Origin of the sequence: Streptomyces shenzhenensis (assembly GCF_003688995.1) — a bacterium.
Classification (GTDB): Bacteria; Actinomycetota; Actinomycetes; order Streptomycetales; family Streptomycetaceae; genus Streptomyces; species Streptomyces shenzhenensis_A.
Genome location: NZ_PENI01000053.1, coordinates 20,227 through 46,931, shown reverse-complemented (window position 1 = coordinate 46,931; position 26,705 = coordinate 20,227). Strand labels below are relative to the sequence as shown.

At 71.2% G+C, this 26,705-nt stretch carries 22 protein-coding genes; 14 read left to right on the top strand and 8 right to left on the bottom strand.

What is annotated here, in order from left to right:
• Positions 1-128: 128 nt before the first annotated feature.
• Both CTZ28_RS44030 and CTZ28_RS44025 read right to left on the bottom strand, forming a co-directional pair.
• Positions 129-1,727 carry an MFS transporter gene (locus CTZ28_RS44030; RefSeq protein WP_121895374.1) on the bottom strand — a complete coding sequence of 533 codons (1,599 nt, stop codon included), beginning with the start codon at positions 1,725-1,727 and terminating at the stop codon, positions 129-131.
• Positions 1,728-1,807: 80 nt separating this feature from the next.
• Positions 1,808-2,821, bottom strand: coding sequence for an NAD(P)/FAD-dependent oxidoreductase (locus tag CTZ28_RS44025; protein ID WP_121895373.1), 1,014 nt, complete (start codon positions 2,819-2,821; stop codon positions 1,808-1,810).
• A 95-nt stretch (positions 2,822-2,916) separates the two neighbouring features.
• Here CTZ28_RS44025 and CTZ28_RS44020 point away from each other — a divergent pair, with 95 nt between their 5' ends.
• The 5 genes from CTZ28_RS44020 (at position 2,917) to CTZ28_RS44000 (ending at position 7,403) form a co-directional block, all read left to right on the top strand.
• On the top strand, positions 2,917-3,510 hold the full coding sequence (locus CTZ28_RS44020) for a helix-turn-helix domain-containing protein (RefSeq protein WP_121895381.1): 594 nt from the start codon (positions 2,917-2,919) through the stop codon (positions 3,508-3,510).
• Between the two features lie 123 nt (positions 3,511-3,633).
• Complete coding sequence (locus CTZ28_RS44015) at positions 3,634-4,494, top strand: class I SAM-dependent methyltransferase (RefSeq protein WP_121895380.1); 861 nt, start codon at positions 3,634-3,636, stop codon at positions 4,492-4,494.
• A 152-nt stretch (positions 4,495-4,646) separates the two neighbouring features.
• Positions 4,647-5,501 carry a DUF1684 domain-containing protein gene (locus tag CTZ28_RS44010; RefSeq protein WP_121895372.1) on the top strand — a complete coding sequence of 285 codons (855 nt, stop codon included), beginning with the start codon at positions 4,647-4,649 and terminating at the stop codon, positions 5,499-5,501.
• A 50-nt stretch (positions 5,502-5,551) separates the two neighbouring features.
• Complete coding sequence (locus CTZ28_RS44005) at positions 5,552-5,926, top strand: nuclear transport factor 2 family protein (protein WP_121895371.1); 375 nt, start codon at positions 5,552-5,554, stop codon at positions 5,924-5,926.
• Between the two features lie 94 nt (positions 5,927-6,020).
• Positions 6,021-7,403 carry a helix-turn-helix domain-containing protein gene (locus CTZ28_RS44000; RefSeq protein ID WP_121895370.1) on the top strand — a complete coding sequence of 461 codons (1,383 nt, stop codon included), beginning with the start codon at positions 6,021-6,023 and terminating at the stop codon, positions 7,401-7,403.
• Positions 7,404-7,892: 489 nt separating this feature from the next.
• On the opposite strand, the gene CTZ28_RS43990 is transcribed toward CTZ28_RS44000, so the two are convergent.
• A complete protein-coding gene (locus CTZ28_RS43990) occupies positions 7,893-8,582 on the bottom strand; it encodes a GntR family transcriptional regulator (protein ID WP_121895368.1) in 690 nt (229 codons plus the stop codon).
• A 107-nt stretch (positions 8,583-8,689) separates the two neighbouring features.
• Here CTZ28_RS43990 and CTZ28_RS43985 point away from each other — a divergent pair, with 107 nt between their 5' ends.
• The 3 genes from CTZ28_RS43985 to CTZ28_RS43975 all read left to right on the top strand — a co-directional run bounded on the left by CTZ28_RS43985 (position 8,690) and on the right by CTZ28_RS43975 (position 12,452).
• On the top strand, positions 8,690-9,856 hold the full coding sequence (locus CTZ28_RS43985) for a mandelate racemase/muconate lactonizing enzyme family protein (protein WP_121895367.1): 1,167 nt from the start codon (positions 8,690-8,692) through the stop codon (positions 9,854-9,856).
• 165 nt (positions 9,857-10,021) lie between these two features.
• Positions 10,022-11,362, top strand: coding sequence for a cation:dicarboxylate symporter family transporter (locus CTZ28_RS43980; protein WP_121895366.1), 1,341 nt, complete (start codon positions 10,022-10,024; stop codon positions 11,360-11,362).
• A 169-nt stretch (positions 11,363-11,531) separates the two neighbouring features.
• On the top strand, positions 11,532-12,452 hold the full coding sequence (locus CTZ28_RS43975) for an AEC family transporter (RefSeq protein ID WP_121895365.1): 921 nt from the start codon (positions 11,532-11,534) through the stop codon (positions 12,450-12,452).
• Between the two features lie 24 nt (positions 12,453-12,476).
• Here the strand turns inward: CTZ28_RS43975 and CTZ28_RS43970 are convergent, their stop codons facing one another.
• From CTZ28_RS43970 to CTZ28_RS43960, 3 genes are all read right to left on the bottom strand, one after another.
• Complete coding sequence (locus CTZ28_RS43970; protein ID WP_121895364.1) at positions 12,477-12,860, bottom strand: YunG family protein; 384 nt, start codon at positions 12,858-12,860, stop codon at positions 12,477-12,479.
• Between the two features lie 628 nt (positions 12,861-13,488).
• Positions 13,489-13,914 (bottom strand): VOC family protein, encoded by a 426-nt coding sequence (locus tag CTZ28_RS43965; protein WP_121895363.1) that lies wholly within the window; start codon positions 13,912-13,914, stop codon positions 13,489-13,491.
• A gap of 69 nt (positions 13,915-13,983) precedes the next feature.
• Positions 13,984-14,493, bottom strand: a complete 510-nt coding sequence (locus CTZ28_RS43960) for a GNAT family N-acetyltransferase (protein ID WP_121895379.1) — start codon at positions 14,491-14,493, stop codon at positions 13,984-13,986.
• A 102-nt stretch (positions 14,494-14,595) separates the two neighbouring features.
• Here CTZ28_RS43960 and CTZ28_RS43955 point away from each other — a divergent pair, with 102 nt between their 5' ends.
• The 3 genes from CTZ28_RS43955 (at position 14,596) to CTZ28_RS43940 (ending at position 17,328) form a co-directional block, all read left to right on the top strand.
• The gene (locus tag CTZ28_RS43955; RefSeq protein ID WP_121895378.1) at positions 14,596-15,246 is read left to right on the top strand and encodes a hypothetical protein; all 651 of its coding nucleotides are present in this window, start codon (positions 14,596-14,598) and stop codon (positions 15,244-15,246) included.
• 545 nt (positions 15,247-15,791) lie between these two features.
• A complete protein-coding gene (locus CTZ28_RS43945) occupies positions 15,792-16,700 on the top strand; it encodes a metallophosphoesterase family protein (RefSeq protein ID WP_121895362.1) in 909 nt (302 codons plus the stop codon).
• On the top strand, positions 16,648-17,328 hold the full coding sequence (locus CTZ28_RS43940) for a 4'-phosphopantetheinyl transferase family protein (RefSeq protein ID WP_121895361.1): 681 nt from the start codon (positions 16,648-16,650) through the stop codon (positions 17,326-17,328). The genes CTZ28_RS43945 and CTZ28_RS43940 overlap by 53 nt, the downstream gene beginning before the upstream one ends.
• 399 nt (positions 17,329-17,727) lie before the next feature.
• Here CTZ28_RS43940 and CTZ28_RS43935 read toward each other — a convergent pair whose 3' ends face one another.
• A complete protein-coding gene (locus tag CTZ28_RS43935) occupies positions 17,728-18,963 on the bottom strand; it encodes an MFS transporter (protein ID WP_121895360.1) in 1,236 nt (411 codons plus the stop codon).
• 901 nt (positions 18,964-19,864) lie between these two features.
• Here CTZ28_RS43935 and fusA point away from each other — a divergent pair.
• On the top strand, positions 19,865-21,940 hold the full coding sequence (fusA, locus tag CTZ28_RS43930; RefSeq protein WP_121895359.1) for an elongation factor G: 2,076 nt from the start codon (positions 19,865-19,867) through the stop codon (positions 21,938-21,940).
• A gap of 48 nt (positions 21,941-21,988) precedes the next feature.
• Here the strand turns inward: fusA and CTZ28_RS43925 are convergent, their stop codons facing one another.
• A complete protein-coding gene (locus CTZ28_RS43925; RefSeq protein WP_121895358.1) occupies positions 21,989-23,776 on the bottom strand; it encodes a coagulation factor 5/8 type domain-containing protein in 1,788 nt (595 codons plus the stop codon).
• A gap of 614 nt (positions 23,777-24,390) precedes the next feature.
• On the opposite strand from CTZ28_RS43925, the gene CTZ28_RS43915 reads away from it, so the two are divergent.
• Entirely contained in the window at positions 24,391-25,704 is a 1,314-nt protein-coding gene (locus CTZ28_RS43915) for an ABC transporter substrate-binding protein (protein WP_121895356.1), read from the top strand.
• 5 nt (positions 25,705-25,709) lie between these two features.
• Positions 25,710-26,705 (top strand): carbohydrate ABC transporter permease, encoded by a 996-nt coding sequence (locus tag CTZ28_RS43910; RefSeq protein ID WP_121895377.1) that lies wholly within the window; start codon positions 25,710-25,712, stop codon positions 26,703-26,705.

The following is a 26,705-nucleotide window of genomic DNA, read 5'->3' as shown; positions in this document are numbered from 1 at the left end:
GGGAAGAAACACGTCCAGGCCGTGCTCGCTCTCGCCCGCCGACGTGTCAACGTTCTGTGGGCTCTGATCCGTGACCGACGGTGCTATCAAGTCGCGCCTCCAGTGACTACGGCCGCTTGACGACAGCATTAGGAAGCGAGGGGCTCGGCGGTCTCGGTGTCGTCGGCCGGGACGGGGGCGGAGTTCTTCGGTCCGCGCAGGGCGATGTAGACGAACAGGACGCCCATGACGGCGACGCCCGCCCACATGGCCTGCTGCCATCCGTCGACGAAGGACTGCTGGGCGGCGTGGACCAGGTCCCGCGCGTGCGAGCCCGTGCCGCCCGCCACCTCAACGGCGTTGGCGATGCCTTCGCGTGCGGTGTCCGCGGCCCCCTGGGGGATGCCGCTCAGGCGGTCGTCGATGGCGTCGCGGTAGCCGGCGGACAGCAGCGCGCCGAGCAGGGCGACTCCGAGGGCGGTGCCGAACTCACGGGTGACGTCGTTGAGGGCGGAGGCGACACCCTGCTGCTCGCGCGGCAGGGAGCCGGTGATGGCCTCGGTGGAGGGTGTCATCGACAGTCCCATGCCGATGCCCATGGCGAGCATGCCGGGCAGGATGGTCAGGTAGCCGCCGTCGACGGAGACGAAGAGGGCCATCAGGGCGAGTCCGACGCCGGCCAGCGCAATGCCCACGGCCATGGTCGAGCGGGAGCCGATGCGGGTGGCCAGCTTGGGGGCGAGGCCGGAGGTCATCATCATCATGACGGCCATGGGCATCATCGCCACCGTGGACAGCAGTCCCGACCAGCCGAGGACGGCCTGGAAGAAGGGGAAGAGGACCACGGCGATGCCCGCCTGGACGCCGAAGACGACCAGCAGCGTGATGGAGCCGCCGGCCAGGCCGCGCTCGCGGAACAGACGCACGTCCAGCAGTGAGGCGTCCCGGAGACGCAGTTCCCAGGCCACGAAGCCGATGGCAGCGACGAGCCCGACGGCGAGGCTGAGCAGAGTCGCGGGCGCGGTCCAGCCGCGCTCGGGACCTTCTTGCAGGACGAAGATGAGCCCGATCACGGCGACGGTGGACACCAGCGCGCCGACGGTGTCGAAGGAGTGGACGGACCGTTCGCGGGAGTTGGGAACCGACTTCAGCGTCATGGCCAGCGCCACGACGACCAGGACCACGGGCAGGACGAACAGCCAGCGCCAGTCCGCGACGTCGACGAGGAGCGCGGAGAGGAACATGCCCAGGATGCCACCGCCTCCGGCGACGCCGGTCCACACGCCGATCGCCTTGCCGCGCTGCTCCTCGGGGAAGGTGGAGGTGATGACCGCCAACGTGATCGGCATGATCATCGCGGCGCCGATTCCGGCGGCCACGCGCGCGCCGAGCATCACCTCGGCCGTCGGCGCCAGCGCCGCCGCGAGGCTTGCGGCACCGAAGAAGCCAAGGCCGGCGATCAGCATGGGCTTGCGGCCCAAGCGGTCACCGACGGCGCCGAGCGGCAGCAGCAGCGCGGCCAGCGCCAAGGTGTAGATGTTGATGATCCACAAGATGGTGTTCTGCGAGGCCCCGAACTCGACGGCCATATGGGTCTGGGCGACGTTCAGTCCGGACACCGACGCGATGACGGCCATCAGCGCGATGGACACGGCGGTCAGGATGGAGCGCAGCTGTCGCGCGTCCGGTGCGCCGCCCTCGCCGCTCCCCACAGCGGCTGTCACCGGGGGAGTCTGGTTCGTACTCATGGATTCCTCTCACAAAGGGCATGCGGAGTCAGCGCCGGAGCAGGGCCGGTCGCCGAAGTGGATGAAGCCGGGACGTCAGGTCATTCGGTGGTGGTGTCGCCCCGGGCGGCGGCAAGTGCCGCGTCGGTGTCCGCCACGGCCAGTTGGGCGTTGATGTGGGATCCGGCCAGCGCGCCGGCCGCGGCGGAGGCACCGACCTGGGCGGTCAGGTCGGTGGCGTTGCCGGCCACCCACACACCCGGAACCTCGGTGGTGCCGGCCATGCCGGAGGCGAAGCGGCGGCCCATGCCGTCGGGCAGGTCCTCCATCGGCAGTTTCAGGCCGTCCAGGCCCTCGGTGCGGGCCAGCATCCGCGTGGCGACCGCCAGGACGCGGCGGGCCACGAACGTGCCGTCGGCCAGGCGGACGCCCGCGACAGCGCCGTCCTCGCCGTTCACCACGTCCCGCACCGATGTGTCGACGACGCGGATGGCGCGGGCGGCGAAGCGCGCTCGCGTGTCGGCGTCGAGCTCGGTGCCGCGGGTGAAGTAGACGAGGTCGTCGGTCAGTTGGCGGAACAGCAGGGCGTGGTGGAGCGAGCCGGGGCCGGTGGCGAGGACGCCGATGGGCTCGTCGCGCACCTCCCAGCCGTGGCAGTACGGGCAGTGCACCACACCATGCCCCCAATGCTCAGCGAGACCCGGGACGTCGGGCAGCACGTCGCGCAGCCCGGTGGCCACCAGCACCCGTCGGGCCGTCACCGTCCGGCCGTCGGCCAGGGTGACGCGGAAACGCAGATCACCGTCGGCCGACGGGGCGGCGGGCTCGGCCGAGGCCACCTCGCCGAAGACGACCCGGCCCCCGTACCGGCGCACCTGCTCCCGGCCCCGCGCCAAGAGCTCGGCGGGCGGGGTGCCGTCCAGCACGATGAAGCCGTGCATGGCCTCGGCGGGCGCGTTGCGCGGGGTGCCGCTGTCGAGCACGACCACCGTGCGCCGGGAGCGGGCGAGCATCAGCGCACCGTTCAAGCCCGCGCTGCCGCCGCCGATCACCACGACGTCCACGGTCCCGGCGGGCAGTGGGTCGCTCGCGTAGGCGGAAGTCCGCACCGACATGTCGCGCTCCTCTCGTCGTGCGTGGCCCCGGTCGTTCCGGGCCTTGTGCACACGACGCTAACCCCGTCTTGCATCCACGGCATACAATGTTGCTCATGACGCAAGAAACTGGAGAGCTGGACGGCCTCGTACGCAAACGCATCCGCGCCCTGCGGGTCGCGCAGGGCTGGTCCCTGGAAGAGCTGGCCACCCGCGCCAACCTCAGTCAGTCCTCGCTGAGCCGCATCGAGAACGGCCAGCGCCGCCTCGCCCTGGACCAGCTCGTCACCCTGGCCCGCGCCCTGGAGACCACCCTCGACCAGCTGGTGGAGACCGCCGCCGACGACGTCGTCACCAGCCCGATGATCGACGGCACCCATGGCCGGCTGCGCTGGGCCATAAAGGCCGAACCCGGCATGAGCGTGATGCGTCAGCGGCTGACCGAGCCGCCGCCGGACAACCCCGCCCGCATGCGTGCCCACCCGGGCCGGGAATGGCTCGTCGTGCTGTCCGGCACCGCGGTCCTCATGCTGGGCCACCGGCGCTTCCGCATCCGGACCAACCAGGCCGCCGAGTTCCCGACCATGATGCCGCACGCCATCGGTGTCGAGGGGGGACCGTGCGAGATCCTGGGCATCTTCGACCGCGACGCTCGCCGCGGCCACCAGCGCGACACCGGCAACGGCGACGGTGACATCCAGGGCGCCTGAGAGCGACGGCACAAGCCGCCCGGCGCGGGTGCGGCTTGCGCGTCCGGCACCGCCACGCGGCAACATCTTGCGTTTTCCGGGAGACGTTGTGCTGTGCGCGCATATGCGCCGTACCGTGACGGCATGACCCACGCACACCCGCACACCCCCCACGACGGCCACCACCCGCACAGTGACGGCGCCGGACAGGTGGAGATCCTCGATCTGGACGCGGAAGTCCTCGCCGAACACCTCGCCGCCATCACCGCATGGCTGCCCCTGGAGTCAGGCCCGCGCCGGATCGTGGACCTGGGCTGCGGCACGGGAACGGGCACCTTCGCCCTTCTCGACCGATTCCCCGAAGCACAGGTCATCGCTGTCGACGCCTCGCCCGGACATCTTCAGCGGCTGCGGGAGAAGGCGGGCGCCCGGGGCGTGGCCGAGCGCGTGCACACCGTGCAGGCCGACCTCGACGCCGCCGACTGGCCCGACCTCGGCACGCCGGACCTGGTCTGGGCCTCCGCCTCGATGCACCACATGGCCCACCCCGACCGCGCCCTGCGCACCGTCCACGACCTGCTCGCACCCGGCGGTCTGTTCGCCGTCGTCGAGCTGGCGGGTTTCCCCCGCTTCCTGCCCCAGAACGCCCCGGCTGACCGGCCCGGCCTGGAAGACCGCTGCCACGCCGCGACCGACCGCTTCCACGCGGAACATGTGCCCCATCGCGGCGCCGACTGGGGGCCGATGCTGACCGCCGCCGGGTTCACCCTCGACGGCGAACGCACCATCGCCGTGAACATCGACGGCTCCCGCAGCGAAACCATCGGCCGCTACGCCCTCGGCACCCTGCAGCGCATCCGCGGGGCCGCCGCCGAAGAGCTCTCGGCCGAAGACCTCGCCGCGCTCGACCGGCTGCTCGACACGGACAGCCCCCACAGCATCCTGCGCCGCGACGATCTCTCGGTACGCACCGAACGCTCCGTCTGGGCCGCACGCCGTAACTGACCCAGCGGCCAAGCAGGTTGCTTGAAGCGGCTTGCTCGTCCGGCAGCACCTCCTTCTTGCTTCACGCGCAAACTCTGATGCTTTACGGGCGTGCGCTGCCCGGGTCGAGCAGTGCCCCCGGTGCGCGCGGCCCCCGGAAAAGGAGCATTCCTGTGACTGCACCTCAGTCCCCCTCGGGCCGGCAGGCCGCGACAGACAGCAGCGCCGCACACGGTGCGCCCGCCGAGTACCTCGCGTGGCGCGCGGGCCGATGGGAAGAGGTCGCCGGGGCGAACGGCAAGGCCAAGGTCGTCGCCAAGGGGAAGATCACCGGCCGCGACCCCCACACCCTCCCCGGCGTCCCAGGCGAGTGGAGTACCGACGAAGCCGGCGCCCTGACCGTGACAGCCACGGCTGCGGACGGCGTGACGATCGACGGAACGACGGTCGACGGAACGGCCGAAGTGCCCTCCGGCCGCGCGCTGGAGTTCCCCGACGACCGCGTCGGCTTCGCCGGTGGCGCCGACGGCTCCTACGGCCTGGTGGTCATGGACCACGGGGCCGTCGAGCGCTCCGGCCTCAGCGGTATCGACACCTTTCCCTACGACCCGTCCTGGGTGTTCGAAGGCACCTACCGGGCAGCTCCCGAGGGCCGCCGTATCGAGGTGGGGCGGCTGACCACACCGCGCAGCACCGAGGCCGTCCTGGCCCCGGTCGACCTGGTCGTGACCATCGACGGCACCGCACACGTGCTGGCCGTCCTACAGGACTTCCCCGGCCAGCGGCTCGTGGTCTTCACGGACGAGACCAACGGCAACGAGACACCCGAGATCGGCCGCTGGCTCGTGCTGCCCCTGCTGGAGCCCGGGAGCACGGTGCCGGTCGACTTCAACCAGGCGACGCTCTCCCACCACCACCTGAACCCGGCCGTCTTCGTCTGTCCCCTGTCGCCTCCCGGCAACCATCTGCCCCTGCGCGTCGAGGCGGGCGAACGCGCCCTGATCCACGGCCCGGCCGGCCACAAGTGACCCACCCCGCCCCCTGCCGACCGCCCGCACACACAGGAAGAAGCACCACCATGACCCAGGACCTCGAGGACAAGGCCGTCACCTACCTCCGCGCACTGGAGAGGGCCGACTGGGACACCGCCCGCGCCCTGTGCGCCGACACCACGACCGTCTGGCACAACGACGGCAAGGGCGAGCAGAGCATCGAGGAGAACATCGAGGGGATGAGGGGGCAGATCGACACCATCGAGTCGATGCGCTACGACATCACCCGTCAGCTCTCCCGGCCCGGCGAAGTCCTCCAGCAGCATGTCGTGCACGTGGCCACGAAGAACGGTGTGCGCGGCGAGGTGCATGCCGCGGTCTACTTCCGGTTCGACGACGACAACCTGATCAGCCGCATCGAGGAATACGCCAACTTCATCCCCGTCGGGCAGCACAGCTGAGACCGCGTGTGGCACTGCGCAGCCGGCCTCGTCCCGCCCTGAATATAGTTCCCCTGGAACGCTCGAACGGGGACGCGGGGAGAGGGAGAAACGGGTGTCAGGGGCGGCAGGGGTGGGGGAGACGGAGGAGTTCGCGACGCTGCTGCGGGAGCTCAAGGACCGCTCGGGACTGAGTTACGGGGCGCTGGCCAAGCGGCTGCACATGAGCACGTCGACGCTGCACCGCTACTGCAACGGCACCGCGGTCCCGAACGAGTACGCGCCGGTGGAACGTCTCGCACGGGTGTGCCGGGCGACGCCGCAGGAACTCGTGGAACTGCACCGGCGCTGGATCCTCGCGGACGCGGCACGGGGGCGCAGGGCGGACCAGGCGGCGGCGACGCGAGCGGCGGCGGGCGGCACCACCGCCGATCCCTCCCCGGCGAAGGAGGGGCCCCAGGAGGCAGCACCGGCAACAACAGCGGCCGCCTCCGCCGCGGCATCGGAGGGACGGGACGAGGACGCCCAGCCGGGTGAGCCCGGTGATCCGGTGGTCGTCGGGGCGGCGCGCGGGCCCGCGCGGACGCAGCGTCGTCGTACCGCGCTGATCGCCGCCGCCGCGGCGGCCGCCGTACTGGGAGCCGTCGTGCTCGTCGTGCGTCCGCTGTCGGGCGGAGGCGGGGACGACACGCGGGACGAACACGCGGCCGGCGCGACCGCGGTCAGCGGCACGGCCGATACCGAGAAGCCGACCACCGCCCCGTCCTCGAGCGGGCGGAGCCGCACACCGTCCGCATCGGCCGCCGCCTCCGCCACCGGGTCCGGTGCCTCGCCGGGCAGTGGCAAGCAGGGCGCGGCGGCCGGGCCCACCGGCGGCAGCGGAAGCGGCACCGGCAGCGGCGCCACCCCGCTCGCCGTCGGCACCCGCCCCTACGTCTACGACGACCCGTGCAGCCAGCACTTCCTCGTCGACAGCGAACCCGAGCAGGTCGGCCCGCCCGCGAGCGAGCAGGACGCGCCGCGCTGGGCCGCCGCGTACGGTGCGGTCTCCTCGGGCGAACAGCGGGTCGCGCTCACCGTCCAGGGCACCGGCGCGGACACCGTCGTCCTGGAGGCGCTGCACGTACGCGTTGTCGCCAAGGGCGCGCCGCTCGCCTGGAACGACTACGCGATGGGGGTCGGCTGCGGCGGCGGCGTCGGCACCAAGTCGTTCGACATCGACCTGGACAACGGCAGCCCCACGGTCACCGTCAAGAACGGCCAGCGCGACTTCCCGTACAAGGTCAGCGAGTCCGACCCGGAGGTCTTCTACGTCACCGCCCGCACCCGGGCGCACGACGTCCGCTGGGACCTCACCCTGGACTGGTCCAGCGGCGGCCGCCGCGGCACCGTCCACATCGACAACGGCGGCACCCCGTTCCGTACCAGCGCGGACGTCGGCCGTCCCGGCTACGACTACCCGCTGGGCGGCAGCGACTGGATCGAACGGGTCAACTGACGGGCGCGGGGGGCGACACGGCAGTGCCGAGCCGAACACCATGACGTTGCCCACCGACCGGCCCTTCCTGACGCCGGCGAGGGCCTGCTGCATCATCGGGAGCTGGTCCCACGCCGTCCCGCGCAGCGTCCCGAGGGAGCTGGCGAGCAGGATGAACCGGGTGCCACCGACGCCGGGTGCGACCTCGCCCCGTTGGCCGGGAGCCGTCGCACCTGCCGGGCCGGCGCGAGAGCCTGCGGCAAGCCGCGGTCGGTGATGTCGCCGTTGCGGACGATCAGGTCCGGACGCGTCGCGCGGATCCGCCGGACGGCGGCCGTCGCGAGCAGTGAGCCGTCGTCGGAGACGGGCGGCTCGGGCCGGGCGGGCAGGTCGATCGGCGTCGGCACGTGAGGCTGCCGCTCTCGCGTGCGGCTGCGACGAGGTCTGGCTCGGCGGTTTCGGGGATCTGCGGTCACCTTGAAGGTCTTCTTCGGCCGCCGGCCGGTACCGTCACGCGTCCGGGTCCTGCCGGCCCTCGCGGTCCTCGAGTGCGCTGATCGCGCTGGCCGTCAGGCTGTGGGAGATGTGGTCGCGCATGAGCCGGGCGGCCCGGTCCGCCTCGCGGTTCACGATGAGCTCGACCAGGCGGTGGTGTTCTTCGAGGTCGCGGGTGCGCGGCTCGTCTCCGGGCGGCAGTTCGAGGCCGAGCCGGCGGTAGCGGTCGGACTTGTCCCAGAGGTCGTCGAGCAGGCGGATGAGGACGTCGTTGTGCGAGGCCCGGTACACGGTCTGATGGAAGGTCCGGTGGGCCGTGAGCGCTTCCTCACCCCACTGACGCGTCACGGGGAGCAGGCTGCCGACCGCGGCCCGCATGGCGGCGATGTCCGCGTCGGTGCGCCGGGCCGCGGCGAGTTCGGCCGCGGTGGGGTCCAGGGAGAGGCGGACCTCGAAGAGCTGCCGGGCCTCGTCGGAGTTCATCGCGGAGACGCGGACGTCGCGGTGGGTCTCGACGGTGACCAGCCCCTCGCTGCTGAGGCGCCGGATCGCCTCGCGCAGCGGTGTGATGCTCATGTTGAGCGACTCGGCGAGGTCGTACTGGGCGAGCCGCGAGCCGGCGGCGAGGCTGCCGGAGAGGATCTGGCCGCGGAGTTCCGCGTAGGCGAGATCGCTCTTGCTGAGGAACTGGTTCGGACCTGCCATCGCCCCCTGCGGTTCCTTCCCGGGCGCCCCGCACCCCTTGACAGCTCCTGTCTGCTCGCCCCAGCCTAACAGCCGATGCATCTTATAAGTTATGAGAAAGGCGGCCAGTGAAGATCACCAAGGTCCACGAGGGCACCGTCCCGATCAGCTCCTCGATCCGCAACGCCTGGATCGACTTCAGCTCCATGGACTGCTCTATCGTCGCGATCGAGAGTGACGTCGTACGCGACGGGAAGCCCGTGGTCGGCTACGGCTTCAACTCCAACGGCCGCTACAGCGCCGGCGAGATCCTGCGCCGCCGCATCCTGCCCCGACTGCTCGACGCGGAGCCCGGCAGCCTCCTGGACGAGCAGGGCGCACTCGACCCGGCCAGGGCATGGGACGTCATGATGCGCAACGAGAAGCCCGGCGGCCACGGCGAGCGCTCCGTCGCGGTCGGCGTGGTGGACATGGCGCTGTACGACCTGGCAGCCAAGATCGCGGGCAAGCCGCTGTACCGGTACCTGTCGGAACGCCACGGCGACGGCCGGCCCGACGACTCGGTGTTCGTCTACGCCGCCGGCGGCTACTACGCCCCCGGCAAGACCCTCACCGATCTGCAGGACGAGATGCGCGGCTTCCTCGACCTGGGCTACGACGTCGTCAAGATGAAGATCGGCGGCGCCGACCTGGCCGAGGACCTGCGCCGCATCGAGGCCGTCGTCGAGGTGCTGGGCGGCGACGGCTCACGGCTGGCCGTCGACGTCAACGGCCGCTTCGACCTGGCCACCGCCCTGGAGTACGGGCGGGCCATCGAGCCCTACGGCCTGTTCTGGTACGAGGAGATCGGCGACCCGCTCGACTACCACCTCAACGCCACGGTCGCCGAGCACTACACCGGCCCCATCGCCACCGGCGAGAACCTCTTCTCCCTTCAGGACGCCCGCAATCTGATCCGCTACGGCGGCCTGCGCCCCGACCGCGACACCATCCAGGTCGACCCGGCACTCAGCTACGGACTGGTGGAGTACCTGCGCATCCAGGACATGCTGCGCCGGCACGGCTGGTCCTCCCGGCGCTGCGTCCCGCACGGCGGACACCAGTTCTCCCTGCACATCGCCGCCGCACTCAAGCTCGGCGGCAACGAGTCCTACCCGGGCGAGTTCCAGCCCACCGGCGGCTTCGCCGACGACGCCGTCGTCGAGAAGAGCCGGGTCGGCCTGACCGACATCCCCGGGATCGGCTTCGAGGGCAAGGCCGCCTTCCACCGGGTGCTGCGCGACCTGCACAGCTGACCGGCACCGCGGCAGGCAGGGCGGCCCGCGGCACCGGTGGGCCGCCCGCCGTCGGCGCAGTCGTATCCGTGCGCCACGTACGTCACCCGGGGACGCGGGCCGCGCCCGCCCCCGGCACCCACGGGACAGGGCTACACACCATCGTCGTGCAAGGGAGCACCACCGATGACAACCACCGACGCCGCCGGCCGCCCGCAACGGTCACGGCTGAACCGCCTGATAGGCGAGCTGTGGTTCCAGGTCCTCCTGGCCGCGGTCCTCGGCATAGCCGTCGGCCTCGCCGCGCCCGGGACCGGCGAGGAACTCAAGCCGCTCAACGACTGGTTCATCGCCCTGGTCAAGATGATCGTGGTCCCGGTCGTCTTCTGCGTGGTCACCACCGGCATCGCCGCCATGGACAATCTGCGCAAGGCGGGCCGGATCGGTGTGAAGGCGATCGGCTACTTCCTGGTGCTGTCCCTGGTGTCGATGCTGATCGGCCTGGCGGTCGCCAACATCTTCCACCCCGGCAGCGGCCTCGACGTCGATCCCTCGGCCCTGAACGCGGACGACGTGCCCGAGGCCGCCCAGGAGCACGCCACCGTCACCGGCTTCGTCTCCTCCCTGATCCCGTCCTCGCTGCTGGGCGCGATCACCGGTGACGCGATCCTGGCCGCGCTCATGGTCTCGATCGTCTTCGGTGTCGCACTGAACCTGGCAGGCGAGGACGGCGCTCCGCTGACCCGCGGCATCCGGGCGCTGTCGGACGTGGTGTTCCGGATCGTGGGCTGGGTCATGCGGCTGGCGCCGCTGGGCACGTTCGGCGCCCTGGCCACCGTGGTCGCCACCTACGGAGCCGAGAGCCTCACACAACTCGCCTACCTCATCATCCTGTTCACGGCGACCTGCGTCGTCTACGTCCTGGTCGTGCTCGGGGCCATCATGCGCGCCTGCCACCTGAGCCTGTTCGCGCTCATGCGGTTCCTCAAGGCCGAGCTGCTCGTCGCCCTGAGCACCTGTTCCAGCGAGGCCGTCCTGCCACAGCTCGTGCGGAAACTGGAGACCCTCGGGATCGGACGGCCGGTCGTCGGCATAGTCATCCCCTCCGGGTTCTCCTTCAACCTGGACGGTTCCGCCGTCTATCTCACGATGGCGTCCCTGTTCCTGGCCCAGGCCGTGGGCATCGACCTCTCCTGGCAGCAGCAGCTCGTGATGGTCGGCGTCATGATGCTCACCAGCAAGGGGACGGCGGGCATCGCCGGCGGCGCGTTCATCGTGCTCGCCAGTACCGTCACCGCGGTCGGCCATATCCCGCTGGCCGCCCTCTCCCTGATCGTCGGTATCGACCGCATCCTCAACGAGGGCCGCGTCTTCATCAACGTGCTGGGCAACGCCGTCGCCACCATCGTGATCGGCAGGTGGGAGAACGACTTCGACACCGAACGGGCCCGCTCCGTGCTGCACCCCGGCAAGACACCGCCACCGCCGGCCGCCGTCGACACCGCCACGATCGGAGCCGGCGGCTGACCTGCCCGCCGTATCCGGCGCCCGGCAGCGACGGTTGCGCCACCGGCCGGTCGATCCCGCACCGTCACAACGGAGATGATGTTGACCTCGGCCCGGGCGCCGGCCGGCGTGATCACCGATCACCGGCCGGCCCCGGGTCACCACAACGGACACCTCACCGAGGAAGGGCATGCAGGGAGTTCTCACCGGTTTCATGGTGATCGCCGTGGTCGTCGGCGTCGGTTATGTGATCGGGCGCCGCAGGTATCTGGGCGACGACGGCCGGCACGTCCTGACCAGGCTCGCGTTCCACGTCGCCACCCCGTGCCTGCTCTTCACCACGCTCGCGGGCGCCGACCTGTCCGTCCTCCTCTCCGAGCGGCTGCTCATCACCGCGATCAGTACGGTGGCGGCAGCCGCTCTCTTCATGGCCGTCGGCCTGCTGAACCGCTGGGGCGCGGGGCACCTCACCATCGGCGCCCTGTGCGCCAGCTACGTCAACGCCGGCAACCTCGGCATCCCCATCGCCGTCTACGTGCTCGGCGACGCCTCACTCGTCGCACCCGTCCTGCTCTTCCAGCAGATCGTCGTCACCCCGCTCGCCCTGACGGCTCTTGACCTGACCCGGCCCGGCGAACCCGAACCCCTCCTGCGCCGCCTGACCACGCCGCTGCGCAACCCCATGGCCGTCGGCTCGCTGACGGGCGTCACCGTCGCCGCCACCGGGTGGACCATCCCTCAGCCCGCCCTCGAACCCCTCACCCTCATAGGCAATATGTCCGTCCCGGCCGTCCTGCTGGCCTTCGGCATCTCCCTGCGCGGCAGCGGTCTGCCGGTCCGCGGGGACAACCGGCCGGCCATAGTGCTGTCCGCCGTCATCAAGACCACGGCCCAGCCCCTCATCGCCTGGAGCCTCGGCGCGACGGTCTTCCACCTCCACGGCCCTTCGCTGCTCGCCGTCGTGGTGATCGCGGCGCTCCCCGCCGCCCAGAACCTCTACACCTACGCGTCCCACTACCGCGTCGCCGAACAACTCGCCCGCGAGTCCATCCTGCTGTCCACCCTCTTCTCCGTCCCCGTCCTCATCACCATCGCGGCACTCCTCGGATGACCACCCACACGCCCTGGGGCACCCTCACCCGAGGTGCTTCATGACACGGTCCCGGAGGAGTTCGTACTCCTCGCGGAGCCTGCGCCACTCGGCGAGCGGAGGGCGAGGCATGACGGTGCCTCCGGTGACGATCTCCTCCGGCCCGAACTGCTCCCGGGTGAGGTCGATCTCGATGCCCATGCCGAGCCGGTTCCACCAGTGGTAGTCCACGCGTACTCCGTCCACCTGGACCTCGCCGCGGATCAGCTCCCCTCCCAAGAGGTCGTTCAGCACCATGGCCGTCACACCGCACTGGTCCCGTGCCGGGTTGTCCGCGCGCCAGCGCGGCCGGAACTCGGGCGTGCACGTATCGGCACCCCAACTGCTGCGAACGGCTCGCTCGATGTCAGTGAGAAGCAAAGGAGTCATGCGGCCGATACTCTCAGCCGGCACTGACAACAGCCGCCCGCACAGCTCGCACGTCCCTGCCGACGACGGCTGCGGCGCGGGGCGGGAGCGCGTCGGACGCGCGGGCCGACCGTCGCGGTCGCGCGCTTGACGGCATCGGCGAGCGAGGCGGTGGCACCGGAGGCGAGCCGGGCGTGCTGCGCGGGCATCGCCACCGCCGCATTCCATCCCGGCAGCGTCGCGATGGGCTTCGGAACCCGGTCCGAGAGCTGGGTGTTGAAGTTCATCGTCACGAATCGCTTCACCCGTTCCCTGCCGATCCTCCCCCGGAGTAAGGGGCCGTGGCTCGCCGAGAGCCGATCCGGCGTCGACTGGGAGTCCGGTGCTTACTACGAGAAGCGCAGGCCGACGAGGCGCACCAACTCGCTGGCGTCCGAGGCCGACCTGGCCCGACGCCTGTGGGACCGCACCACAGCACTGCCGGCCCGACTCCAGCACTCAACCCGGTCAAGCACACACCACACGACCGACAGCCCGGCAACGGATCACCTCCGCCGCGGCCGGACGCCCGACACTTCAGCCACAGCCGACGCGGTGGAACTTCCGGGAGGGCGTCCGGCTGTTCCCGTTGGCGCGGCGGTTTCTCCCTTCACGAAGCGGGATGTGCGATGAGTTCGATCTCGAAGCGGTCGCGATTCTCGAGGTAGGCGGCGTAGGTGCCCGGACCGCCGGCGTGCGGGTGGCGGTCGGGGAAGAGAAGGCGCCAAGTGCCGTTGCCGGTGGCTCTCTCGACGAGGGCGTCGACGTCGCGGCGGGATCCGGCGTGGAAGGCGAGATGGTTGAGGCCGGGGGCGCGCCGGTCGTGTCGGTGGGCGGTGAGGGCGGGGGACTGTTCGAAGACGAGGTACGTGTGGTCTTTGCGCCAGCTTTTTCCAGTGGGCCACTCCTGGTACAGGGAGTAGCCGAGTGATTCGAGCAGCCAGCCCCAGTCTTCTGTTGCGTGGGTGAGGTCGGGGACCCAGATTTCGACGTGATGGAGGGTGCCTGGTGCTGGACCGGGCGGGCTGTCGTTCATCAACTGCTCCTGGGGGTATGGCTCGGCCGGCGGTTCCTGTACGGTGCCTGGCCGTGTCGGCTGTGGATGTCAGGTCGGTTTCAGGGCGGTGTGTGGGTCGATGGACCAGTGGTTGGTTCGTAGGACGCGGTCCGCGAATGTGACGTCCTGCTCGGCGACGAAGCGGAAACCGAGGGATCGGCAGATGCCGTTCGAGGCGCCGTTGCTCGTTGCCGGGAACGCGTGCACGATGCCCCAACGGTCTTCGTCCCGGGCCCTTTCGAGGAGGGTTCGAGCCGCGCGCTTGCCGAGGCCACGGCCCTGGAACGGGGGCAGGATCATCCAGCCGATCTCGGAAACGGGCCCGTCGTCGGCCTCGTGCGACCAGATGGTCACCGATCCGGCCACCACGTCGGGAGCGTCCGGGCCGGGAACGATCATCTTGATCCACGAGACGTCGGCCTCGATGGCGTCTCGGCGCACCTTGTCGGGCATGCGGTCACGCGGCAGCGGGCCGCCGAGCTCGGCCATCATGAGTGGGTCGCACCGCATCCGGACGTAGGCGTCGACGTCGGCCGGTGTGACGTTGCGCAAGTGCACGGAGTCCTCCTGGTCCTGACCGTGACTGTAGGCAGTGCCGCCCCACCGGTAGGGGGCAGTTGTTCGCCCCGTTATCGTCGTCCCGCACGGGAAGTGCCGCGGATGACTGGACGAGTGGGGGACCTCGTGGACGTGACCACGCTTGCCGTCGCGCTCATCAGCGTCGGAGGAACGCTGGGCGGAACTCTGGGCGGGGCCGTGCTCGGCCGGCGTGCCAACCGGGAGCAGAACGAGCGTGCCGATCGGCAGCGGGCGGAGGAGCGCCAGGACCGAGTGCAGGAAGCCCGGCGTGACCTCTGTGCCAGCCTGAACACCACGGCTCGCGCGTACCGGGTCGCCGCCCGGGACGCGGTCCGCGCGGCCGAGCGCGGTGAGACCGTCGACCCGGCAGCCCTCGAGGCCGCCAAGGAAGCCTGGGCGGAGCAGTACTCTCAGGCGCAGATGGCCCTGGCGAAGGACGTCCTGGAAGTGGCGTCGACGCTCAACAGGGCGCTCGGAGTGGGGTACTCCGTCGTGAAGCAGTTGCCGAGCGGCCCCGGCCCGAGCGAGGCGTACGACGCCGCGAAGGCGTGGTTCAGCGATCCGCTGTCCGACGGTGTGTACTTGCTGAGGGTCACGCTGCGGCATGACCTCGGCGTCGAGGTCGACCCCGACTTCGAACGCACACGTGTGCGGATGCTCGCCGCACTCGAGCACGCGTGGCGGGACCGTGAACACCGACTCGCAGCGGGACAACCGCCCGGACCGGCTTGACACGCAGCGCGCGGTGGCCCGGACGGTGACGGTGTCCGTCTCGGCGGGGGACGCCGGGGTCCAGGACAGCTCGTGCACGACCAGGTCGGGGTTCGGGGCGGCGCTCCCGATCACCTCGAACTCGGCGACCTGGGCGCCGTATCCGCTGGAGTCGGCGGTGAACCTGAGCTGCACATCGGCATAGCGCTCGGTGACCGGGACGGCGGGTCTGGGTGCGCGTCTCCCGGGAGGCGGGCAGTTTCAGTACGACCTGGTCTCATGGCGTCCTCGTTCCATGACTGGGGACGACCGGGGGAGCGCGGTGGTGCGGGCGTGTGGACACCTGGGGGCGGGGTGATTCGGGTAGCGGTCCTGCTCGTCTGTCGCGATTTTGCTGAGCTTCATCGAGATTTTGCGGCTGTGAATCGGGCGAGGGTTCGGCACCCGCCCGGCGGCCCACGCGGGGTTTCCCGCCGCGACGCGTGCCAGGGTGATCCCGGTGGGCCTTGCCCGGCGGGCGTCCGCCGTGGTCTCGTGGAGCAGTCGCGTGATCGGAGGGACAACGGGTGGAGTCGTCGGCCGGGAGGACGGGCGGGTTGCTGGCCATCAGCGACCTGCACGTGGGATATCCGGAGAACCGGGACATCGTGGCCGGCCTGCGTCCGGAGTCGGACGCGGACTGGCTGATCGTGGCGGGCGACGTCGCGGAGACGGTGGCCGACATCCGCTGGGTCCTGGAGACCCTGGCGGACCGGTTCAGCCGGGTGCTGTGGGTCCCGGGCAACCACGAGCTGTGGACGCACCCCAAGGACGAGGTCACACTGCGCGGAGCGGCGCGCTACGAGCATCTGGTCGCGCTGTGCCGTGAGCTGGGTGTGACCTGCCCGGAGGACCCGTACCCGGTGTGGGAGGGGCCGGGCGGCCCGGTGGCGGTGGCGCCGCTGTTTCTGCTGTACGACTACTCGTTCCTGCCCGCGGGATGCGCCACCAAGGAGGAGGGGCTCGCCTACGCGCACGGAACGGGCATCGTGTGCAACGACGAGTACCTGCTGCACCCGGACCCCTACCCGAGCCGCGAGGCGTGGTGCCGGGCGCGGGTGGCCGAGACGGAGCGCCGGCTCGCGGAGCTGCCGGACGGGCTGCCCACGGTGCTCGTCAACCACTATCCGCTGGACCGGCATCCGACGGACGTCCTCTGGTACCCGGAGTTCGCCATGTGGTGCGGCACCCGGCTCACCGCCGACTGGCACCGCAGGTTCCGGGTCGAGACCATGGTCTACGGCCATCTGCACATCCCGCGGACCACCTGGCTGGACGACGTGCGCTTCGAAGAAGTGTCCGTGGGCTATCCCCGTGAGTGGCGCAAACGGCCGGGCCCGCCCGGCGGACTGCGCCGAATTCTGCCGATGGAGGTCGGATCCGGTGATCGAGGAGCTGCTCCCGGACTCGGTCGTGGCCGTGGACACACAGGGTGACGACAGGATCGAGGAAGCCCCGCTCTACCCCGAGGAAGAGGCGCTCATGGCCCGGGCCGTGGCCAAGCGGCGCCGCGAGTTCTCCGCCGTGCGGGCCTGTGCCCGGCGGGCCATGGAGAAGCTGGGGGTGCCCGCGCAGCCGATCGTGAGCGGCGAGCGGGGGGCTCCGCGGTGGCCGGCCGGTCTGGTCGGCAGCATGACCCACTGCGACGGCTACTGCGCCGCCGCCCTGGCCCGCGCCACCGATCTCGCCTCCCTCGGCATCGACGCCGAGCCGCACGGCCCGCTTCCCGACGGCGTCCTGGGGTCGGTGTCCCTCCCGCAGGAGCGGCGCCGGCTGAGCGAACTGGCTTCGGTCCGGCCCGGCGTGCACTGGGACCGGCTCCTGTTCAGCGCCAAGGAGTCCGTCTACAAGGCGTGGTTCCCGCTCACCCGGCGGTGGCTCGACTTCGGCGAGGCCGACATCGAGATCGTCCCCGAGCCCGGCGACGACCCGTCAGGCGCCTTCCACGCGACACTCCTCGTCCCCGGCCCCCTGGTGAACGATCGCCGGGTGACAATTTTCGACGGGCGCTGGGCGGTACGGCATGGCCTGGTGGCGACGTCGGTGACGATCCCGCACGCCTGAGCCGTGCGGGGTTTGCTTATCGGGGGTGGATCGTTCACCCGCTTGGCCCTGCCCGCCGGGTGTTGGCCGTTCGCAGGGGCTGGTGGTTGGGCGGTACGGCGTGGTCTGGTGACGACGTCGGTGACGGTCCCGCACGTCTGGGCCGTGCGGGTTTGCTCGCCGGGTGGCGGCCGTTCACCTGCCGGGTCCTGGCCGCCGGGCGTTGGCCGTTCACTCGCTTGGCCCTGCCCGCCGGGGGCGGGCCGTTCCTCGCCTGGCCCTGGCCGCAGGCCGTCGGCGAGCCACTCACCTGGCCCTGCCTGCCTGCCGGGCGTCGGCCATTCGCCCTGGTCCCGCTGCCGGACGTGACCCATCCATGGGCCACGCCCGCCGGGCCCCGGCTCTTCGTGGGGCCGGGTGTCAGCCGGGCAACTCGCCGAAGGCAGGCTGCTTGCGGCGTGTTGTGATCAGCATCGCCCACAGCGAGCAGACCAGCGGTATCGCGCCCGAGACGATCACCTGGCCGCGGCTGGAGACCAGGCTGTTGGGGGTGCCCAGCAGATAGCCGAGGCCGATGCAGGACCGGGACAGCGCCTGGTAGCAGGCCCAGGCACTGCCGTGCACCTCGGCGGGCACATGTGTGTGCACCGCGTTGCGCAGCCCGACGTTGCACGCGCCGTTGCCGAAGCCGCCGAGCAGGAACAGCGGGAAGATGACCGCGGCCACCGGGACGATCCCGGCGAACAGCAGCCCCAGCGAGATGGCGAGCACCCCGCCGAGGATCAGCGCGGTGTGCCGGTCCGCCCACCCCGCGCGGCCCGCGAGCAGCGCACCGGGGATGCTGCCCAGCGCCCAGGTCGCCAGGAACAGGCCGAAGACGCTGTCGTTGCCGTCGGCGACGTCGCGCAGATAGTAGACGCCCGCCACCACCTCGATGCTGGTGGCCAGCATCGCCGCGGCCAGGGTGGGCAGCAGCGCGCCCACGACCGGCGCGTGCCGCAGCGCCTGGTACCCGTCCGAGAGCTTCGCGGAGGGCCGCCGGCCGAGCGTCACGTCGGCGGACCGGGGCACGGCCAGCGCGGTGCACCAGGCCAGGACGAGGAAGGAGACCGCGTCGGCACCGAGCAGCACGGAGGTGCCCCACACGGAGTGCAGAAAACCCGCCAGCGCGGGACCGAGCAGCCCCGCGGCCGAAAGACCCGCCGTGAGCAGGCTGTTGGCCCGGCCCGTGTACTTCTCCCCGGCCACCACGGGCAGGATCTTGAAGCCGGCGGCCACCGAGGCCACACCGGCAAGCCCGGCCACGGAGATCAGCGCCACCCGCAGATGGAAGGCGTCGACGGCGGTGGCCGCACCGAGCGCCAGCGCCTGGGCGACCAGCGCCCACAGACACACGGCCCGGGCGCTGAGCCGGTCCACCAGGGAGCCGATGAGGGGAGCGGCGACGACCGTGGGCACGAGGTCGGCGAGGAACACCTCCGTCACACCGCCGGGAATGTCCTCGTGCGCCGCGTCGAGCACCATGCCGAGGGAGGCGAGCGAGTCACCGACGCGGGAGAAGAGCGTCCCGGCGATCAGGATGAGAGCGGGGGCCGGGACCACCGTCATCCGGTGCAGCGCGGCGAACGACACCTTCCGCGTCTTCTGCGTGTCCAATCGATTCCCGTCCGTCCGCTTCCGCGTCACCCAGAGGCTGCCTGCCGAACAGATTAGGCCGGTTCACACAGCGGGAGGGCGTCCACCGGCCATCCGGACACACCACTGTCCGTGGCCTGCGCGGCAGGCGGCTTCCGTACGCGAGTACCTGTTTCTCGGCCATGAGCGGCACTTCACCGGAAGTCCGCATTCCTGCGCCCGAATTCCGTAGAACGGCGGGCTGTGCGTAGCCGGCACCCGGCCGCGCCCGGCCGGTCCGACGGGGACTCAACTCGCCGAAATCACCCAGCCGTTGACCGCACTTTTCGGCCAGATGCCGCGGCTGCGCCGGTTTCCCCCGGCCGACGCGGGCGGCCCGGCGTACCGGCCGGGCATCGGCACGCCGGTCACCGCGGGTTTCCCGGATTCCGCCGGGCGATTGTCCGGAACATGTCGGGTCGGGGTTCGAACGACCTGCCACGACCCCTGCCGGGGAATCGTTGTCGCATACGGCCGTCACGCCACCGCGTTGCCGACCGGGCGCGGTCGTACGTAAATCGGATGCACCCGCCTCGCCGTCCTCCCTACACTCGCCACGACCGCGCGCCACCGATCCGGCCGGCGCGCCGCCGTGACCGCAGCACACCACAGGACGTCAGAGGGGAGCCCGGCCGTGCCCGCCCGCACCGCTTGCGCAGCTCTCCGTCCCCGCTACGACGTGATCCTGGTGTCCCCGGTCGGCCGGTGCCCGCTGCGCGGCCGGCACCGGACCCCGTGACCCACGGCTGACCGCCGCACGCACCGCCCCGCCGGGGGCCGCCGACGCGTGCCGTCCGCACGCCGTACGCCGCCGGCCGGCAGCTCGCCGGCGCACGGGGAATCGCGCCGCCCCTCACCCACCACCCGTGAAAGGCATCGGGCCGTGCGCACCGAACCGCACCTCACCTTCGACACCCCTCTCGCCGCCGTCCGCAACCTGGGCATCCTCGCCCACGTAGACGCGGGCAAGACCACCGTCACCGAGCGGATCCTGTACACGACCGGGACCACCCACAAGCGCGGCGAGGTCCACGACGGAACGACCGTCACCGACTTCGACCCCCAGGAACGCGACCGCGGGATCACCATCTTCGCCGCGGCCGTCAGCTGCGCGTGGGACGGCCATCGGATCAACCTGATCGACACCCCCGGCCATGTCGACTTCGCCGACGAGGTCGAGCGTTCGCTGCGTGTGCTGGACGGTGCGGTCGCCGTGTTCGACGCGGTCGCCGGGGTCGAGCCGCAGAGCGAGTCCGTGTGGCGGCAGGCCGACCGGCACGGCGTACCGCGGCTCGCGTTCGTCAACAAGATGGACCGCGCGGGCGCCGACCTGGACCGGGCCGTCGAGTCGATCCGGCACGCACTGCATCCGGCCCCGCTCGTCGTGCAGTTGCCGATCGGCGCGGAGGACGCCTTCACCGGCGTGGTCGACCTGCTGCGGATGCGCGCCCTGGTGTGGGCCGACGGCGACATCGGCGCCACGCAGGGGCCGGTGCCCCCGGAACTGGCGGACGAGGCACGACGGCGGCGCCGGCTGCTGGAGGAAGCGGTGGCCGAACTGCACCCCACGGCGATGGAGGAGTTCTGTCAGCACTCGGCCGTGTCCACCCCGACCCTGGCCGCCGCCCTGCGCGAACTGACCCGCAGCGGGGACGGCGTGGTCGTGCTGTGCGGTGCGGCCTACCGCAACCGCGGCATCGAACCGCTGCTCGACGCCGTCGTCGCGTATCTGCCCGCGCCGCCGGACGTGCCCGCCGTACGCGGCACGCACGACGGGACGCGGCAGACGCGGCCCGCCGACCCCGAAGCCCCGTTCGCGGCACTGGCGTTCAAGGTGAACGCCACCGCCACCGGGCGGCTGACCTACGTCCGGATCTACTCCGGCACCATCGAGAAGGGAGACACCGTGGGTGTCCCGGGCACGGGGCGCACCGAGCGCGTCGCGCGGATCCTGCGGGTCATGGCCGGCCGGCACGCCCCGCTCGACCGGGCGGTCGCCGGTGACATCGTCGCCCTCGTCGGCCTCCGGCACGCCCGTGCCGGTTCCACCCTGTGCGCCGTGGACGCCCCGCTGGTCCTCGAACCGCCCGCTGTCGCCGACCCGGTGGTGTCCGTGGCGGTCGAGGCCCGGCGAAGCACCGACACCGGACGGCTGGCGGCGGCGCTGGCCCGGCTCGCCGAGGAGGACCCCTCACTGGTGGTGCGGGCCGACCCGGAGACCGGTCAGACCGTGCTGTCCGGCCTGGGCGAACTGCACCTGGAGGTCGCGGTGGAGAAGATCCGCCGGGACGGCGGCCCCGACGTCGCGGTCGGCCGTCCCCGGGTCACCCACCGGGAGACCGTCGTGCGCGGGGTGTCAGGACTGGTGTTCCGGCACGTCAAACAGGACGGCGGCGCCGGGCAGTTCGCGCAGGTCGTGCTCGACGTGGCACCGCCGGCCGGTGAACCGGGCACGCTCGGCTTCGAGTTCCGTTCGACCGTGGCCGGCGGGCGCGTGCCGCGGGAGTACGTCCGCGCGGTCGAGGCCGGCTGCCGGGACGCCCTGGCCGAGGGCCCGCTCGGCGGGCACCCGGTGACCGGGCTGCGGGTCACCCTGACCGACGGCGCCACCCATGTGAAGGACTCCTCCGAGACGGCCTTCCGCACCGCCGGCCGGCTCGGGCTGCGCGCGGCCCTGCGTGGCTGCGCGCTGGTCCTGCTGGAGCCGGTCGCCGAGGTCACGGTCACCGTGCCCGAGGACGCCGTGGGCGGGGTGCTCGGCGACCTGGCGGCACGCCGCGGCCGGGTCACCGCCGCCACGGCGCGGGGCGGCGCTGCGGTGCTCACCGCCACCGTGCCGCTGGCCGAACTGTTCGGCTACGCCACCCGGTTGCGCAGCCGCACCCAGGGCCGTGGCACCTTCACCACCCGGCCCGGCGGCCATGCGCCGGCACCCGGGGCGCCGGACCGGGCCCGGTGAACCCGGGGCGGACGGCGGCGCGCGACGCCGCCGTCCGCCCCGGCCCGGTCAGGGGTACGACACCACCGTGGACGGCGTCGTCGAGGTGCCCGAGGTGGGCGTACCGGTCTCGTTGATCACGCGCTCGTACTGGCCGTTGCCGCCGAGCGAGACCACGAGCAGATTGTGGAACCTGACGCCCGGGACATTCGGGGCGGCGAAGCCGTGGTGCTGCACGATCGTCGGATCGACGTTGTAGTAGCAGTAGCTGCCCAGGCCCCAGCCCTCGTGCGCGGTGACGTTGTCGCCGACCCGGTAGGCGGCGAACCCCTTCACCGAGCCGTTCTGGATCGCCGCCTGGTCCGGGGCGTCGTACGCCTTCTCGTTCTGGAAGAAGATCGTGCGGCCCCGCTGGCCGAACCACTGCACGTCGTACTTGTTGAAGTGCTCCACGAACAGGCCGGTGGCGAGCACGTCGTCGCCGTTGACGACGACACCGTAGTCGGCCCGGTTGGTGTCCCAGCCGACGCCGGTGCCGTGGTCGGCGCGCCACACCCAGGTGTGGTCGACGACGGTGTGCCGGCTGTTGATCACCATGCTGGTGGTGGCCCTGCCCGCGCCGGCGCCGCCGATCCGGACGAACACGTCCTGCACGGTGGTCGGGTTGGCCGAGTGGTCCCGGGACGCCCCGGTCGGCCCGACCTCCAGCAGGGTGGGGGAGTCGACCGGCCCGGCGTCGATCAGGAAGCCCGCGAGGCGCACCCCGTCCACGTCCGCCACCCGCAGCGCGGTGACGCCGTTGCCGGGCACGATCGTGGCGTAACCCAGGCCCAGCACCACGGTGTCGGCGTTGTCGACCTGGATCGTCCGGTCGACGTGGTAGATCCCCGGGGTGAGCAGCAGATGCAGGCCCTGGGCGAGCGCCTGGTTGAGGGTGGCCGCGCTGTCGCCCGGCTTGGCGACATAGAACTGGGACAGCGCCAGGGACGTGCCCCGCGGGGTGCCGTTGCCCCAGGTGACCCCGCGGGCGCCGGTCCGCTTCTCGGGCAGGAAGACGCGGTACTCGCTGCCGCTGACGTACAGGAAGGGCTTCTCGCGGGAGACGGGGGTGGTGTCCAGTGTGGTGTACGGCGGGTTCGGGAAGGTCTGCCCGGGGGCGCCCTCCACGCCCGAGAACACCATGTTCCACACGCCGTTGAGCCAGCTGCCGATCGTGCTGTCGCGGGTGTACCACTGCTGCTGCGAGTACGGTCCGACCTGGCCGTCGATCCGGCTGTCCGCGATGTAGCCGCCGCTCGCCCAACCGTAGCCGTCGGGAGCAAGGTTGAGCCCGCCGCGGACGTGCATCCGGCGGAACGGCGCGGCCTGCGCGACCGCCCAGCGGTTGGTGCCGCTGACCGGTACCAGGGCCAGGTTCTCCGCCGAACGCCAGAAGTTCTGCGTGGCGTTGCCGTTGAACCAGCCGGCGTCGACCGTGACGTCCCCGTTGATGGTCGTGTCGTCGGGGGACAGGCCGAGGCCCGCGATGGAGGTGTAGAAGCCGAGCTGCGCGTTGAGGCCGTTGTAGGTACCGGGCTTGAACAGCAGCGCGTAGCGGCCGGTGCCGAACTGCGCCGACTCCTGCTGCCGGAACACCTCGTCCAGCCGGGCCTGGATGTCCGGCGTGGCCGGGTCGAACACGATGACGTTGGGGCCGAGGTCGCCGCCGCCGGGCAGATCGAGCGGGCGGCTGCGGGACGGCGCGGCGGACGCCGGGGCGGCCGATGCGGTGGTCGGCAGGCCCGCGACGGCGCCGGCCACCGCTGCCGCGGCGCCGAGGACGGCTCTGCGGCCCACGGAAGGGGAGGTAGGGGGCATGCGCGGCTCTCCTGGTTCAGGAAGTGAACGAAGTGGGGGGTAGGGAGCGCTCTCTCGCGGTTGGATGCTTCATTGGTGTGAACGAGGCGTCAAGAGGGGCGACCGAGATTCCGCGCGATTTTGCTGATCACCCGTCAGATCCGGCTCCGTGGCTTCGAGAAGTGAGCGCTGCGCCTCGCTGATCCTTCCGTCGGACGCCGGCAGCGGCGCCGCGGTGTCGGGGACTTGGCCCCCAGCCATGTCGACGTCGTACCGGCCGGCCGTCAACATCCGTGCCATGCAGGCGAGTTCGAGGAGTAACAGCTCCGAAGCCCCACCCGCACCCGGGTTCCCCGACGCTCAACCGGCCGTCGACACACAACCGTTGCAGAACGGCAGCGCGGCTCACCCGTCGCAGGTCACGCACCGTACGGCCACCCCGCGGCGGCGGCCGGCCGCCTAGCCTCGCCGCCGGCCCGTCAGATACCTGTGCCGGATCCCTTGACGGCCGTTTCTCCTGAGGTTTAACTCACGTCCTAAATTAAGCCATGAGGGGCTTCGGGAGTCGAACGGGGTGTCGCCCTCCCGTAGGCCGTCCTCGGGTTCTCGACTCCCGGAAAGGGACACCAGGAGCCATGCGCAGCATCCGAGCCGCGGCCGTAGGCGCCGTCACCATGTCTCTCGCCCTTGCCGCCTCGGCCTGCGGAGGCGGTTCGTCCGGCGGCGGGTCCAACGACTCGCCGAAGACCCTCACATACTGGGCCTCCAACCAGGGAGCGAGCATCGCGGTCGACAAGAAGGTCCTCCAGCCCGAACTCGACAAGTTCGAGAAGCAGACCGGGATCAAGGTGAAGCTGGAGGTCGTGCCCTGGTCGGACCTGCTCAACCGGATCCTCACCGCGACCACCTCCGGCCAGGGCCCCGACGTGCTGAACATCGGCAACACCTGGAGCGCCTCGCTGCAGGCCACCGGCGCGCTGCTGCCCTGGGACGCGCAGCACCTCGACACGATCGGCGGCAAGGACCGCTTCGTCGACTCGGCGCTCGGCTCCACCGGGGCCGAGGGCCAGGACCCGGCCGCGATCCCGCTGTACTCGATGGCGTACGCGCTCTACTACAACAAGGAGATCTTCGCCGCGGCCGGCATCGACAAGCCCCCCGCCACCTGGGACGAACTGGTCGCCGACGGCAGGAAGATCAAGGCGAAGGGCGCGTCGGTCCTCGGCGCCGAGGGCGCGAACGTCTCCGAGAACATCCACCACGTCTTCGTCTTCGCCAAGCAGCACGGCGCCGACTTCTTCACCGCCGACGGCAGGCCCGACTTCACCGCCGGCAACGTGGTCGCCGCGGTCAAGCAGTACGTCGACCTGATGGCCAAGGACAAGGTCATCCCGACCGGCGACGCCGAGTACGCGCAGAACCAGTCGGTCAGCGACTTCGCCAAGGGGGAACAGGCGATGCTGCTGTGGCAGTCGGCCGCCGCCAACCTCAAGTCCCAGGGCATGAGCGAGGACACGTACGGCATAGCTCCGGTGCCCGTGCGGTCCGGCACCCCCGGCACGGGCACGGGCATCAACTCGATGGTCGCCGGCATCAACATCGCCGTCTTCAAGAACAGCGACAACCTCGACGGCGCCACCGAGTTCGTGAAGTTCATGACCAGCGACGAGGAACAGACGATCCTCAACAAGGCCTACACCTCCATCCCGCCGGTCAGGAACGCGCAGGAGGACGCCGCCTTCAACACCCCGGCGAACGCCGTGCTGAGGGACACTCTCACCAAGAGCGCCGCCGCGCTGCCCCAGGTCGCCGCCGAGTCGCAGTTCGAGACGGTGGTCGGCACCGCCGTCAAGGAGCTGTTCGCCGACGCCGCGGCCGGCCGCGCGGTCACCACCGACTCGGTGCGGGCCGCGCTGGAGAAGGCCCAGCAGCAGATGCCGGCGAAGTGAGCACGATGACCGCCACCGTCCCGACGCGGGCAGATGGGCGGACCGTGCGCAGGAGTTCCCCCGGTGCGGCGCGCGGCCCGCGCCGCACCGGGCGGATCCGCCGCATCGGACTGCCGTACCTACTGCTTCTGCCCGCCCTGCTGCTCGAACTCCTGGTCCATCTGGTGCCGATGGTCATCGGCATCGTGATGAGCTTCAAGGAACTGACCCAGTTCTATATCCGCGACTGGGGTGCCGCCCCCTGGTCAGGCCTCGACAACTACCGGATGTCGGTGGACTTCGACGCCCCGGTGGGCAAGGCGCTGCTGCACTCCTTCTTCGTCACCGTCGGCTTCACCCTGCTGTCCGTCGGCCTGTGCTGGCTGCTCGGCACGGCCGCCGCCGTCTGCATGCAGGACACCTTCCGCGGCCGGAGCCTGCTGCGGGCCCTGTTCCTGGTGCCGTACGCGCTGCCCGTGTACGCGGCCGTCATCACCTGGGTGTTCATGTTCCAGCACGACAACGGGCTGGTGAACCACGTCCTGCACGACCAGTTGCACCTCACCGACAAGCCGTCCTTCTGGCTGATCGGCGACAACAGCTTCTGGGCCCTGCTGACCGTGTCCGTGTGGAAGGGCTGGCCGTTCGCCTTCCTCATCGTCATGGCCGGGCTCCAGAACATCCCCAGGGAGCTGTACGAGGCCGCCGCGCTGGACGGCGCCGGGATGCGGCAGCAGATCCGCCGCATCACCCTGCCGTCGTTGCGCCCGGTCAACCAGGTGCTGATCCTGGTGCTGTTCCTGTGGACGTTCAACGACTTCAACACGCCCTACGTGCTGTTCGGCAAGGCCGCGCCCGAGGCCGCGGATCTCATCTCGGTCCACATCTACCAGGCGTCGTTCGTCACCTGGAACTTCGGCACCGGCTCCGCGATGTCGGTCCTGCTGCTCCTGTTCCTGCTCGTCGTGACGGGCGGGTACCTGCTGCTCACCTGGCGCGGACGGAGGGCCTCCGATGTCTAG